The following is a 13,575-nucleotide window of genomic DNA, read 5'->3' on the forward strand; positions in this document are numbered from 1 at the left end:
GGTCCGGGGCCACCCTGGGTCCGGTCGGGACGAGCATCGGTACCCTGATCCGGTGACCTCGACCCCTCCAGCCCGCGACAGCTCCGCGCGCCGCGACGACCCGCGGATGCACACGGTCGAGATGGCCGCCCTGCAGCTCGACGAGGTCGAGGCTTCGCGGGTGCTCGGCTCCGGCCCCGTGCAGCCCGGCGGGCTCACCGCGCGGCGCACCGCCCTGCTCGTCGGCATCGGCGGCGCCGTGGGCGGCGGCCTGCGGTACCTGATCTCGGTCATCGCGCCGACCGTCACGACGCCCACCCTCGTCGAGATCCCGTGGGCGACCCTCTGGGCGAACGTCATCGGCTGCCTCGCGCTCGGCGCGCTCACCGGCGTGCTCGAGGTGCGCCGCGCCCCGGCCTGGACGATGCCGCTGCTGGGCACGGGGCTGTGCGGCGGCTTCACGACGATGTCAGCGGTGGTTCTCGAGGGCTCGGCGATGCTCGGCGCCGACTTCCCGATCCTGGCCCTCGCCTACGGCATGCTCACCGTCTCCCTGAGCCTCGGCGCGGTGGTGCTGGGCCTGCTGATCGCCCGCCGGATCGCCCGCCCCGTCGCGGACCCGGCCCTCCACGACGGCTCCCGCACGCCCGCCGCGCTGCCCGGCCCGGGTGCCCGGGTGCGCTCCGCCGAGTCGCCGGTGTCGCCGGTGGAGGGGGAGGCCCGATGACCACCGCGCTGCTGGGCCTCGGAGGCCTGCTCCTCGTCATGATCGGCGCCGGCATCGGCACCGTCGGCCGCTGGGCCCTCGCCGAGCACGGGCCGCGGCTCCTCGCACGCCGCCTGCCCGAGGTCGACCTCGCCGTCGTGCGCCCCTGGATGACCTGGACGGCGAACGTCGTCTCGAGCTTCCTGCTGGGCATCGTCGTCACCCGCCTGGGCGCAGCGACCGGCGGCGCCGGCTACGTGTTCCTGCTGCTCGGGACCGGGCTCTGCGGTGGCCTCTCGGTGCTCTCGACCGCCGCGATGGACGTCGTGGACCTCGTGCGCCGCGGCACCGCCTCGATCGCGCTCGGCTACCTCATGCTCTCCGTCGGCGTCTCCATGGCCTTCCTGTGGCTGGGGCTGGTGATCGGCTCGTGACCACCCGTCCCCATCCCGGCGCGCTCCTCGCCGCCGGCGGCGTCCTCGTGCTCGTCGCCGTCGTCTCCGTCCTCGCGGCCGACGCCGCGGGCGGCGGCGCCCTCGCCCTGGCCGACGCGGGCGCCGTCGCCCGGCACGGCGGCCCCGTCGCCTCCCTGATCGCCGATCTCGCCGCCGCGGTGCTGCTGGGCGGCGCCGTCGTCGCCGGCTGGCTGCTGCGCGAGGACGAGGACCGCGTGCGCGCCATGGCCCTCGTCGCGATCGCCGGCGGCGTCACGACCCTCGCCCGCGGCGTGTCCCTCCTGTTCTCCTACGCGGTCGCGACCGGGCAGCCCGTGGGCAGCGCACGCTTCGGCTCGGACCTGCTCGTCTTCGTCTCCACCGACCTCGGGGTCTGGCTGATCACGGCGGTGGTCCTCGCGGCGATCGCGACCACGGCCGCCGCGACCGGCTCCTCGGTGGGCCTCGCCCGCACGGTCGCCGTGCTCGCCGGGATGCTCGCCTTCAGCGCCGCGATGACCGGGCACGCGGCGGGGGACTCGAGCCACGAGGTCGCGACCTCCACGATGCTCGTGCACCTGCTCGCCGTGGGCGTCTGGCTCGGCGGCCTCGGCACCCTCCAGCTGCTCCCCGAGCGCTCCCGGGACGACGCCCGCGTGGTGCGCGGCTACTCGCACCTCGCCCTCGTGTGCTGGATCGCCCTCGCCCTGAGCGGCGTGTGGGCGCTCGCGGTGCGGATGAACGGCCCCGGCGACCTGCTCACGAGCGCCTACGTGCAGATCGGCCTCGCGAAGGCGGCCCTGCTGATCGCCCTCGGCGTGCTCGGCGCCCTGCAGCGCCGCGAGCTCGCGACCGCGGGGACCGTCTGGGCGCGGGGCTCCGTCGCCGCCTACCGCCGCCTCGCCCTCCTCGAGCTCGTGCTCATGGCGCTCGCCGTCTCCCTGGCCGCGGCCATGAGCTCCTCCCCGCCGCCCGCCGAGCAGTCCACGCCGCCCTCGGGCCCCGCGGGTCTGCTCACGGGCTACGTGCTGCCGCCCGCGCCGGAGCTCCCCGCGCTGCTCGCCCAGTGGCGCCCCGCGCCCTTCCACCTGGCGCTCTGCGCGGTCGTGCTGCTCGTGTGGTGGCGCGCCGCCGCCCCGGCCCGCCCGCGCCGCGCGACGGTGCGCCTGCTGCTGGGGCTCGGGGCGCTGCTCGTGCTCACGCAGGGCCCCTTCGAGGTCTACGCGACCGTCGCCTCCTCCGCGCACCTGCTGCAGCACGTGCTGCTCGCCGCGCTCGCCGGGGTGCTGATCGGCAGCGCCCTCACGGTGCCCGAGCGGTGGCGCGCCCTCACCGGGCGGTCGCAGCTGCTGCTCCTGCTGCCCGCCGCGGCGCCGCTGCTGCTGGTGGGCGCCGCCTATGCGGTCTCACCCGTGCTGCACCTCGCCCTGGACTCGCATCCCGCGCACCTCGCCCTGCAGCTGCTGTCGCTGCTCGCGGGGGTGCTGCCGGTGCTCGCCGTGCGGGCCTCGACACGGCCGCTCCTGCTGGCCGCCGTGCCGCTCGCGCTCACCGCGGCGGGCGGGGCCGCGCTGCTCGGCACCGACGTGCTGCTCGCGGCGAGCTGGTTCGGCGCGACCGGACGCACCTGGTGGGCCGACGCCCTCGCCGATCAGCGCCGCGGCGGCGCCGCGGTGCTGGGCGTGGCCCTGCTCACCGCGATCGCCGCCGTCGTGACGCTGCTGCTCCGCCGCTCGCGGATCAGGAGAGCAGCGAGCGCACCGTCCGCAGGCGCGCGAGGAGCTGCTCGCGGTCGGTGAACGGCACGAGCCGCTCACCGGTGCCCTCGACCGCGGCGGGCCGGCGCGCGCCGCCGCCCAGGAGCGACCCGAGCCGGCCGCGCAGGCCCTCACCGCCCGGGGCCGGGGCCGTCGGGACCGCGGAGTCCGAGCCCGCGCGCAGGCGGCGGAACTGCTCGATCCCCGTCGACCCTGCGGCGCCGTCGAAGCGGGCGCGCAGGAGGTAGGCGGCGACGTCGGCCTGCTCCACGAGCACCGGCAGCACACCGCCGGTGACCCGCTGCTGGCCGAGCACCACGAGGTCGTCGCGGCCGCGCGGGAACGCGCCGAGGAAGAGGTCCAGGTCGCCGTTCGCCGTGCGGGGCACGACGCCCTCGGGGAGGTGGCCGGCGCCGGTCTCGTAGCCGGTCGCGAGGATGATGAGATCCGCGGCGACCGGGCCGAGCCCTGCGACCACGGGACGGCCGTCCTCGATGCCGGTCACGGCGCCCACGGGGGTGATGCGGCCCTCGCGCACGCGGTCCAGGACGTCGTCGGAGACGATCACGGAGTCCTCGAGCAGCGGGGCGGTCGGGGCGGGCAGGCCGACGGAGGCCGGATCGCCCGCGGCGCGGGAGACGACCGCCTCGGCGATCCTCCCGTTGAGGCGGCCCAGCACTGCCGGCTCGCGCGCGGCGAGCACGTCGCCGGGGGTCCCGGCGATGCGGCGCGGCACCACCCAGTGGCCCGTGCGGACGGACCACTGCACCTCGAGGGCGCGGCGGGCGGCGTCCACGGCGATGTCGGCCGCGGACTGCCCCGAGCCGACGACGAGCACGCGCCGGCCCTCGAGGCCGTCCGCCCCGTTCCACTGCGAGGAGTGGATGACCGTGGTGCCGTGGCCCACCTCCGACGCCCACGCGGGGCGGTGGGGGCGCTCGGCGATGCCGTGCGCGGAGACGACGGCGCCGTAGACCTGGATCTCCCCGGTGGAGAGCTCCACCTGCCACACGCCGTCCTCGAAGGGGCGCGCCGAGCGCACCTCGACGCCGGGGCGGAAGTGCGCGGTGAGGTCATGGCGCGCGGCGTAGGCGCGCAGGTACTTCGCCATCTGCCCGGGCGTGAGGAACTCGGGGAAGGACACCGGCTGCAGCATGTCCTCGTACTGCGTGCTCTCGCGGGAGGAGACCATCTCGAGCGCGGGCCACACCGGGGAGTCCTCGCGCTGCAGGTTCCAGATGCCGCCCACGTCCTTCGCGCGGTCCACGAGGTCGAAGGGGACCTCGAGCGCCTTGAGCGCGGCCGCGGCGGCCAGTCCCGCCGGACCGGCACCGATGACGAGCACCTTCGCGCGCGTGGGGACCGGATCGTGCGGGTCGTGCTGCTCGGGCATGGAGAGCCTTTCGGATCGAGGAGCGGGCGGGCCCATCCTAGACGCCCGCGGTGGCCGCCTCCCGGGCCAGCTGGAGCGCGCCGGGGAGGCCGTCGATCGCCTCGCGGTGCTCGCGGCCCGCGGCCTCGAAGCCCGTGACGAGCTCGTCGTGGATCGGCCCCGGGGTCGCGAGCACCGAGCCGGCGAGCACCACCGGCAGGTCGAGCGCCGGATCGAGCTGCCGCACCGTCTCCGTCACGTGCCGCACCACCGAGTCGAGGATGTCCCGCGCCGTGGGGTCCTCGGGGACCGTGCCCGGCAGCGGCGCGAAGCGGCCCAGCTCGGCGAGGTTGCCCGGAGGGGCGATGCGGGCGATCGCCCGCGCGAGGTCGTCGCGCACGTCCCCGGTGGGCGAGGGCGGGAGCAGCCCGTCGCGCAGGTCGAGGTCGAGCATGTCGCCCAGACGCTCGGTGAGCAGCGTGCGACGGCCGCGGCCGTCGATGTCCGCGGCGACGACCTGCAGGGTGCGCCGTCCGATCCACACCGCGGAGCCCACGTCCCCCAGCAGGGGACCCATGCCGTCCCGCCGCGCGACGACCCGGCGGTCCTCGATGCGCACCGCGACGGCGCCCGTGCCGGCCCGGACGAGCAGACCCGAGTCGCCCACGCCGCCCGCGAGGAAGGACGTCAGCAGCCCGCGCCCCACGACGATCCGGGAGGCGGGGATCGCCGGGCGGGCGAGCGGGGAGAAGAGGCCCTCGCCGAGGGACTGCGCCTCCTCGAGCTCCGTGTGGGCGAGGCCGTGCACGCCGAGGGACACGGCGACCAGGTGCGGGGGAGCGCCCCGCTCCACCCGCAGCGCGTCGATCGCGCGATGGGCGGTCGCGCCGAGGAGGTCGAGCTTCTGCTCGGGGCGGGCCCCGGGCGTCGCCCCCGGGCCGTCGAGGTCGAGGACGGGCGACGTGCCCGCGGCGACCGGGGCGAGCACCACCCGGCTGCGGGTCGTGCCGATGAATCCCGCGAGCACGAGCGGGGCGCTCGACGAGGGGCCGGAGGAGGGGGTGACGGGGTCCATGGGCTCTCCCTGCGCAGTCCTATCCTGAGCGGGACGCACGTCCCGAGGAGGTGGGCACATGATCGCACGGTCAGCAGGGGATCCCGTGGCCGGGGAACCCGCTCCGGGGACGAGCCCGCTCCCGCTCGCGGCCCGCCTCCCCGCCGGCGATCCGCTCGGCACCCTCGAGCGGATCGCCGCCCGTCCCGTGCACCCGGCCGTGCTCGAGCTGCCGGCCGTGGACCCGGGCCCCTGGGCGGAGCTCGCCGCCGCGGCCCGGGAGGTCCAGCCCGGGGCGCTGCTCGCCGTGCGTGCGCAGGAGGACCCGACGGCGGGGGACCCGACGGGGGAGGGTCTCGCGGCGGGGGCGGGGCTCCTCCCCTCGGCCGCGGCGCTGGGCACCGTCGACGACGTGGACGCGACCCGCGCCCTCGGCGACGCGCTCGGCGACCTGCTCGCGGGACTCGGCATCGACGTGCTCCTCGGCCCCGTGCTGCACGTGGCGAGCGGACCCGACCCGCTCGTCGGCACCGCCGCCGTGGGCCGGGACGGGGACCTCGTCGCCCGGCACGGGCGCGCGCTCGCCGCCGGCGTGCGGGACGCCGGGATCGCCGCCTGCGGGCTCGCCCTGCCGGGACTCGGCGGGATCCCGTGGGCCGACGCGGCCGGGGACCGGCCGGGGGAGGGGGTGCCCCTCACCGGTGCCCAGTGGCGCGACCACCTGCTCCCGTGGGCGATCGCCCCGTGGCTCGACGCCGTCCTCGCCGCCCCCGTCGCGGCCTCCGCGCTCGGCGAGGGGACCGCCGCCCTCGCTCCCTGGCCGCTGCGGCTGCTCGAGGAGTCCGCCCACGCCCCCTTCCACGGCCTGCTCGTCGCCGGTGAGCTCGGCGTCGCCGCCGCCCGCGACGGCCTCGACCTGCCCGCGGCGGTCCTCGCCGCCGCCCGCGCCGGGGCGCACGTGCTGCACGTCGGCGACCCGTCGGCCCTGGCCCCCGCCGCCGCGGCGCTCCGGGAGGCCGAGCGAACCGGGGAGCTGCCCCCGGAGCTCGTCGCCCGGCGCACCGGGGCCGCCGCGGAGCGGCTCGCCGCGCTGCGCGCCCGGCGCCGTTGGCTGCCCACCCCGGATCCCGCGGCGGCCGCCGCGGTCCTCGCGGCGCGCTCCGCCGCCCTCGGCCTCCGGGCCGTGCGGGCGCGCCGCGCCGCCCTCGACCTGCGCCCCGTCGCCGTCGTCGACCTCCGCGCGCAGGCCGGCGCGGCCGCGCTCGTGGACGCGCTGCGGGCGCGCCACCTGCAGGCGGAGTCCCCGCTCTACGCGGCGGATCTCGAGGCCGCGCCGCAGATCCTCGCGGTCACCGGCCGCGGGACCCGGGACCCGGGGGAGACGGAGCGCCTGCGCGCGCTGCTCGCGGCGCGGCCGGACGCGATCGTCGTCCACACGGGACCGCGCGAGACCCTGCCCGAGGCCGAGCGCACCGTGAGCGCCCTCGGCGCCTCGAGGACCATGCTCGACGCCGCCGTCGCCGCCCTCCTCGGGGATCGACCGGCCTGACCGGGGAGTGCGCGCGGGTCACGCGGAGAAGCAGCGGAAAAGAAGTGGAGCGACGGGACGGACGGTCGTACCGTCGTCCCCATGCGTCTGTGACCCGCCCCCGTCCGTGCCCGCTTCCCGCACCCACCGGAGCTGATCCATGTCCCAGAACGCCTCCTCCCTCGCCGCCCTGCACCTGCGCGCGGAGGGCATCTCCCACGCCTTCGGCGACCGCCGCGTCCTCACCGACGTGAGCCTCACCGTGCCCGCGGGCGTCCCCACCGGCCTGCTCGGCGAGAACGGCTCCGGCAAGTCCACCCTGCTGCGGATCCTCGCCGGCGAGCTGCACCCCGACGTCGGCACGGTCGACGCCCCCGGCCCCGTCGGCATGCTCCACCAGGAGCTGCCCCTGGACCCCGAGCGCACCACCGTGGACGGCGCCGTCCAGGACGCCCTGCGCCACGCCCGCCGGCTCGAGCGTGAGCTCACCGCCGCCGGGGAGGCGCTCGCCGAGGTCGGCGAGGGCGGACCCGCGGGTGACGCGGGCGCCGCCGCGGCCGCGGCGCGCTACGACGAGCTGCTCGCCCGCGCGACCCTCGCGGACGTCTGGAACGCGGAGGTCCGCGCCGCGGAGGTCCTCGCCGGCCTCGGCCTCGCGGGCCTGCCGGGGGACCGGCTGATCGCCCGGGTCTCCGGAGGGCAGCGCGGGCGCCTCGCCCTCGCCCACCTGCTCATCACGCGCCCCACGACGCTCCTGCTCGACGAGCCCACCAACCACCTCGACGACGAGGCCGCGGACTACCTCGCGACCCTGCTCGGGGAGCATCCCGGGCCCGTGCTCATCGCGAGCCACGACCGCGCCTTCCTCGATGCCGCGACCCGCGGCCAGCTCGACCTCGACCCCGCGCCCCGCCCGCTCGAGGAGGAGCCCGGCGGGCTCACCGCGTACACCGGCACCTTCACCGACCACCTCCACGCCCGGCTCGACGCCCGCGAGCGCTGGGAGCTCCGCTTCCGCGACGAGCAGGAGGAGCTGAAGCGCCTGCGCACCCAGCTCCAGGACTCCCACCAGGTGGGCCACGAGGGCCGCGGTCCCCGCACCGAGGCGCGCGCCTCGAAGAAGTTCTACTCCGACCGCAACGCGACCGTCGTCTCCCGCCGCGTGCGCGACGCCGAGCGCCGCCTCCAGGAGCTCGAGCGCACGCAGGTGCGCAAGCCCCCGGCCGAGCTGCACTTCACCGGGGTGCCCGGGGCGAGCCGCGCCGACGGCGGCGTGCTGCTCTCCGCGGCCGACGCCGCCGTCGAGGGACGGCTCGCCCCGACCTCGGTGAGCCTCAGCGCGGGGGAAAAGCTGCTCATCGCCGGCCCCAACGGCAGCGGTAAGTCGACCCTGCTCGCCCTCCTCGCAGGGACCCTCGAGCCCACCTCCGGCACCGTCTCGACGACCTCCCGGCGGGCCCTGCTCGCCCAGGACGAGGAGGTCGACGAGGACACGACCGTGCGCGCCCTGCTCGGCGGCCAGCCCGGCGAGGCCGCCCCCGAGCTCATGGGGCTCGTCCACCCCCGCGACCTCGACCGGCCCCTGGGACTCCTCTCCCGGGGCCAGCAGCGGCGCGCCGCCCTCGCCGCCCTTCTCGCCGACCCGCCCGGGCTGCTCCTGCTCGACGAGCCGACCAACCACCTCTCCCTCGACCTCGCGACCCGCCTCGAGCGGGCCGTTCAGGACTGGGAGGGCACCGTCGTCATCGCCTCCCACGACCGCTGGCTGCGACGGCGCTGGCGGGGACGCACGCTCGAGATCGGCGACGACGCCCCGTCATGACCGTTCACGTTCCTGGCCGCTGAGCACCGGCGCGGGCGAGGCTGTGCCGCATCCGGCACCCCGCCGCCCAGCACCCCTGGAGGAACGATGACCGACACCGCCGCGCCCGGCCCGCGCTTCGAGACCCTCGCGATCCACGCGGGGCAGGAGCCCGATCCCACGACCGGCGCCCGCGCGCTGCCGATCTACCAGACCACGAGTTACGTCTTCGACAGCGCGAAGACCGCCGCGGACCGCTTCGCGCTCGCCGAGCTGGGCCCCATCTACACCCGCATCACCAACCCCACCCAGGAGGCCGTCGAGAACCGCATCGCCGCCCTCGAGGGCGGCGCGGCCGCGCTGCTCGTCGCCTCCGGGCAGAGCGCGATCACGCTCTCGATCCTCACGGTCGCCCAGGCGGGGGACAGCGTCGTCGTCTCCCCGAGCCTGTACGGCGGCACCTACAACCTCTTCAAGAACACCCTCTCCCGCCTCGGCATCGAGCCCGTGTTCGTCGGGGACCCCGACTCCCTGGACTCCTGGCGCGCCGCCGTGCGCCCGAACACCAAGGCCTTCTTCGCCGAGACGATCCCCAACCCCCGCCAGGACGTGCTCGACATCGAGGGCGTCTCCGGCGTCGCCCACGAGGCGGGCGTCCCGCTCATCGTCGACAGCACCATCGCGACCCCGTACCTGCTGCGCCCCCTCGAGCACGGCGCCGACGTCGTCGTCCACTCCGCCACGAAGTTCCTGGGCGGGCACGGCACCACGATCGCCGGTGTCATCGTCGACGGCGGCACCTTCGACTACGCGGCCGAGCCGGAGCGCTTCCCGCTGCTCAACGAGCCCGACCCGAGCTACCACGGCCTCGTCTACACCTCGCTGGTCCCCGCGCTCCCGCCGTACGCGATCCGCGCCCGCGTGGCCCTGCTGCGCGACCTGGGCCCCGCGATCGCCCCGCACAGCGCCTTCCTCATCGCCCAGGGCCTCGAGACCCTCCCGCTGCGCGTGCAGCGCCACGTGGAGAACGCCAAGAAGGTCGCGGAGCACCTGACCACGAAGAAGGGCATCGTCTCCGTCGCCTACGCGGGCCTCCCGGAATCGCCCTACTTCGAGCGGGCGCAGAAGTACCTCCCGCTCGGCGCGGGCTCGGTGCTGGGCTTCACCCTCGAGGGCGGCCTCGAGGCGGGCACAGCCTTCGTCGACGCCCTCGAGCTGCACTCGCACGTCGCGAACGTCGGCGACGTGCGCAGCCTCGTCATCCACCCCGCCTCGACGACGCACTCGCAGCTGAGCCCCGAGGAGCAGCGCGCGGCGGGCGTCGAGCCGGGCTTCGTGCGCCTCAGCGTGGGCATCGAGCACATCGACGACATCCTCGCGGACCTCGACCGCGGCTTCGCGGCGCTCGGGCTCTGAGGAGCGACCACCCGGGCCGCGCTGGGCGGGTGCCTCGGCACCCGCCCAGCGCGGTCGATACGCTGGGGACATCATGAGCCGACGCCCTGCCCCCGCCCGCCCGCAGCCGCTCCCGTCCCCGCTCGCGAGCTGGCCGCCCGCGTGGACCCCCGCGGCCGTCGTCTTCGACTGCGACGGCCTGCTCGTGGACACCGAGTCGCGCTGGGTCGTGCTCCAGGACGCGTACCTCGCCTCCCACGGCGCCGCCTTCGACGAGGCCACGCGCCGCGCGGTCACCGGGCAGTCCGCGGAGGTCGTCGTCACCACGATCGCCGAGCACGTCGGCAAGGAGCCGCTCCTCGTCGCCGACGAGCTGTTCGCCGCGCACCGTGAGGACGTGACCGAGCAGGAGCCCCCGCTCCCCGGCGCCGTCGAGATCGTGCGCGCCGCCGCCGCGGCCGTCCCCGTCGCCGTCGCCTCGAACTCCCCGCGGGACATGCTCGACGCGAAGCTCGCCGCGATCGGTCTGCTCGACGTGGTGGACGCGACCGTCAGCATCGACGACGTCGCCCACGGCAAGCCGGCCCCGGACCTCTACCTCACCGCCGCCGCGGCCCTCGGCGCCGCGCCGGGCGACTGCCTCGCCCTCGAGGACTCGGAGGTGGGCGGCCGCGCCGCGACCTCCGCGGGACTGCACCTCCTCGCCGTGCCCTCCGTCCCCGGCCAGGCGCCGGAGGCCCCGCGCACCCTCGCCTCCCTCGAGGACCCCGTGCTGAGGGAGTGGGTCGCCGGATGGGAGCGCCGCCGATGACCGCCGACGCCCCCCGCCCCGTCCCGGACCGCTTCCGCGCGGCCTTCGGCGACTGGACCCCGCAGGCCGTGGTCTTCGACTGCGACGGCCTGCTCCTGGACACCGAGACCGTCTGGCAGAGCGCCCAGGACGCCGTCGTCGCCCAGATCGGCGCCGTGCTGCTCCCCGAGGACGACGAGGTGCTCCACGGCTCGACGATCGAGGTCGCCGCCGAGGTCCTCGCCGCCCGCTCCGGACGCGAGGAGCCCGCCGTGCTCGCGCTGCTGCGCCGCGAGTTCGACCGCGAGCTCTCCGGCGGGATCCGCCTCATGCCCGGCGCCGAGGACACCCTGCGCGAGGCCGCGGCCCGGGTGCCGCTCGGCTGCGCGTCGAACTCGTGGCTCGAGGCGCTCGAGCACAAGCTCACCGCGGGCGGCCTGCGGGACCGCTTCACGGTGCTCGAGGCCTCCGACACCGTCGAGAACCCCAAGCCCGCACCGGACATGTACGCCGCCGCGGCCCGCGCCCTCGGCGTCGAGCCCGGCGCCGCCCTCGCCCTCGAGGACTCCGGCACCGGGGCCCGCGCCGCCCGGGCCGCCGGGCTGCGCCTCATCGCGGTGCCCGCCGCCGGCGCCACGGCGCCGCCGGCGGACCTCGTGCTCGGCAGCCTCGCGGACCCGGAGCTCGCCGCCTGGATCCGCACCTGGTGACCCAGGTCGCGTCCGGCGGCCCGCAGATGACACGGATGTGACGCACTCGTCCGCCCCCGGGCGCGTCGTGTCCGCTCCTGGTGGATGAGTTGGCCACCGTCCAGGCTCGCGGTGTTCACTGGTCCCCATGACGACCCCCGACGACGCCTCCCGGCCCCTCACCGCCCGTGCGCACGGTTCCGCCCTCCGGGGCCGCGGCTGGCTCAACACGGGCGGGGCGGACCTCAGCCTGGAGGACCTGCGCGGCAAGATCGTGCTCCTCGACTTCTGGACCTTCTGCTGCGTGAACTGCCTCCACGTCCTCGACGAGCTGCGGCCGCTCGAGGAGAAGTGGGCGGAGGAGCTCGTCGTCATCGGCGTGCACTCCCCGAAGTTCGAGTTCGAGAAGGACCCGGTCGCGCTCGAGGCGAACATCGAGCGGTATGAGGTCACCCACCCCGTGCTCGACGACCCCGAGCTGCTCACCTGGACCGAGTACGGCGCCCGCGCCTGGCCCACCCTCATGGTGCTCGACACACAGGGCCGCATCGCCGGCAACCTCTCCGGCGAGGGCCACGCCGCGAACCTCGACCAGCTGATCGGCCGCCTCGTCGCCGAGGGCGAGGCCGACGGCTCCCTGCGCCGCGGGCCCGCCCCCACCGTGCTGGCCGAGCGCGTGCCCCAGACCCTCCGCTTCCCCTCGAAGCTCGCCGCCCTGCCCGACGGCCGGCTCGTCGTCTCCGACGCGGGCCAGCACCGGCTCGTCGTCTTCGAGGTCGACGGCGCGACCGTCGACGAGGTCATCGGCGAGGGCCGGCGCGGCCGCACCGACGGCGACGCGGAGACCGCGCAGCTCGCCGAGCCCAACGGCGTCATCGCCCTCCCGGAGGAGATCGCGGAGGAGGTCGGCTACGACCTGCTCGTCGCGGACACCGCCAACCACCTCCTGCGCGGTGTGAAGGTGGGGCAGGACCGCCTGCTGCGCCCCCGCACCGCCACCGAGGTCACGACCGTCGCCGGCACCGGCGCGCAGTGGATGCAGGGCGAGCCGCTGCCCCGAGGCGAGGGCGACCCCCGCAGCTTCTCCCTCTCCACCCCGTGGGACCTCACCTGGTCCCATGCGCTGAACCGGGCCGTGATCACCATGGCCGGCATCCACCAGATGTGGACCTTCGACCCCGTCACCGGGGCGCTCATGGTGCTCGCCGGCACCACGCAGGAGGGCCTCGTCGACGGCCCCGTCGTCAGCTCCTGGTGGGCGCAGCCCTCGGGCGTCGACGAGCTCGCCGACGGCCGCATCGTCGTCGCGGACTCCGAGTCCTCGGCCGTGCGCGTCATCGACCCGCAGACCATGACCGTCTCGACGCTCGTGGGCAAGGGCCTGTTCGACTTCGGCCACGTCGACGGCCCGGCGGAGGACGCGCGCCTGCAGCACCCGCTCGGCGTGACCGCCCTGCCCGACGGCCGGATCGCCGTCGCGGACACCTACAACGGCGCGATCCGCCTGATCGACGAGCACGGCGCCGAGGACGGCTCCGCGACCGTCGTCACCGTCGCGACCGATCTCGACGAGCCCTCCGGCGCGATCGTCGGCCCGCCCGTGGACGGGATCGGCCAGCTCGTCGTCGTGGAGTCCGGTGCCCACCGTGTGACCTGGGTGCCCGTCGCGAAGGCCGCCGAGCGCGTCCTTGACCACGGTGCCCAGCGCTCCGAGCGCCCCGCGACCGAGGTGGGCCCCGGCCCGCTCACCGTGCGGGTCCTGTTCACCCCGCCCGAGGGGCACAAGCTCGACAACTCGCTCGGCCCCTCGACCCAGGTCACCGTCTCGACGACCCCGCAGACGATGATCACGGCGGGCGGCGGGGTCGGCACCGACCTCGAGCGGACCATCGAGCTGGACCCCGCGTACACCGAGGGCGTGCTGCACATCAACGCGCGCGCCGCCTCGTGCGATGCGGACCCGGCCGTCGAGTTCCCCGCCTGCCACATGCACCAGCAGGACTGGGGGGTGCCGATCCGCGTCGTCGAGGGCGCCCCCACCACCCTGGACCTCTCGCTGCTCGCCTGACC

General features: G+C 76.4%; 11 protein-coding genes. 9 read left to right on the forward strand and 2 right to left on the reverse strand.

Features of this window, described 5'->3' with window-relative positions:
• Positions 1-52: 52 nt before the first annotated feature.
• The 3 genes from ABD080_RS08165 to ABD080_RS08175 are packed head-to-tail and all read left to right on the forward strand — an operon-like array spanning position 53 to position 2,918.
• Positions 53-706 (forward strand): fluoride efflux transporter FluC, encoded by a 654-nt coding sequence (locus ABD080_RS08165; protein ID WP_240811251.1) that lies wholly within the window; start codon positions 53-55, stop codon positions 704-706.
• Complete coding sequence (locus tag ABD080_RS08170) at positions 703-1,119, forward strand: fluoride efflux transporter FluC (RefSeq protein ID WP_137769936.1); 417 nt, start codon at positions 703-705, stop codon at positions 1,117-1,119. Before ABD080_RS08165 ends, ABD080_RS08170 begins: the two co-directional genes overlap by 4 nt.
• Positions 1,116-2,918 (forward strand): copper resistance D family protein, encoded by a 1,803-nt coding sequence (locus ABD080_RS08175; RefSeq protein ID WP_137769937.1) that lies wholly within the window; start codon positions 1,116-1,118, stop codon positions 2,916-2,918. Before ABD080_RS08170 ends, ABD080_RS08175 begins: the two co-directional genes overlap by 4 nt.
• Here the strand turns inward: ABD080_RS08175 and ABD080_RS08180 are convergent.
• Both ABD080_RS08180 and ABD080_RS08185 read right to left on the reverse strand, forming a co-directional pair.
• Positions 2,860-4,269 (reverse strand): flavin-containing monooxygenase, encoded by a 1,410-nt coding sequence (locus tag ABD080_RS08180; RefSeq protein ID WP_343904352.1) that lies wholly within the window; start codon positions 4,267-4,269, stop codon positions 2,860-2,862. The two genes, ABD080_RS08175 and ABD080_RS08180, sit on opposite strands and share 59 nt — an antisense overlap.
• 37 nt (positions 4,270-4,306) lie before the next feature.
• Complete coding sequence (locus tag ABD080_RS08185; RefSeq protein WP_137769939.1) at positions 4,307-5,323, reverse strand: BadF/BadG/BcrA/BcrD ATPase family protein; 1,017 nt, start codon at positions 5,321-5,323, stop codon at positions 4,307-4,309.
• Positions 5,324-5,381: 58 nt separating this feature from the next.
• Between ABD080_RS08185 and ABD080_RS08190 the strand changes: the two genes are divergently transcribed.
• The 6 genes from ABD080_RS08190 (at position 5,382) to ABD080_RS08215 (ending at position 13,573) form a co-directional block, all read left to right on the forward strand.
• Entirely contained in the window at positions 5,382-6,851 is a 1,470-nt protein-coding gene (locus tag ABD080_RS08190; RefSeq protein WP_137769940.1) for a glycoside hydrolase family 3 N-terminal domain-containing protein, read from the forward strand.
• A gap of 139 nt (positions 6,852-6,990) precedes the next feature.
• Positions 6,991-8,652 (forward strand): ABC-F family ATP-binding cassette domain-containing protein, encoded by a 1,662-nt coding sequence (locus ABD080_RS08195; protein ID WP_137769941.1) that lies wholly within the window; start codon positions 6,991-6,993, stop codon positions 8,650-8,652.
• 87 nt (positions 8,653-8,739) lie between these two features.
• Positions 8,740-10,047 (forward strand): bifunctional o-acetylhomoserine/o-acetylserine sulfhydrylase, encoded by a 1,308-nt coding sequence (locus ABD080_RS08200; protein WP_343904353.1) that lies wholly within the window; start codon positions 8,740-8,742, stop codon positions 10,045-10,047.
• A gap of 73 nt (positions 10,048-10,120) precedes the next feature.
• Complete coding sequence (locus ABD080_RS08205) at positions 10,121-10,837, forward strand: HAD family hydrolase (protein WP_343904354.1); 717 nt, start codon at positions 10,121-10,123, stop codon at positions 10,835-10,837.
• Entirely contained in the window at positions 10,834-11,526 is a 693-nt protein-coding gene (locus tag ABD080_RS08210; protein ID WP_137769944.1) for an HAD family hydrolase, read from the forward strand. Before ABD080_RS08205 ends, ABD080_RS08210 begins: the two co-directional genes overlap by 4 nt.
• 127 nt (positions 11,527-11,653) lie before the next feature.
• Positions 11,654-13,573, forward strand: coding sequence for a redoxin domain-containing protein (locus ABD080_RS08215; RefSeq protein WP_137769945.1), 1,920 nt, complete (start codon positions 11,654-11,656; stop codon positions 13,571-13,573).
• The last annotated feature ends 2 nt before the right edge of the window (positions 13,574-13,575 follow it).

The organism is Brachybacterium rhamnosum (assembly GCF_039526185.1).
GTDB lineage: Bacteria > Actinomycetota > Actinomycetes > Actinomycetales > Dermabacteraceae > Brachybacterium > Brachybacterium rhamnosum.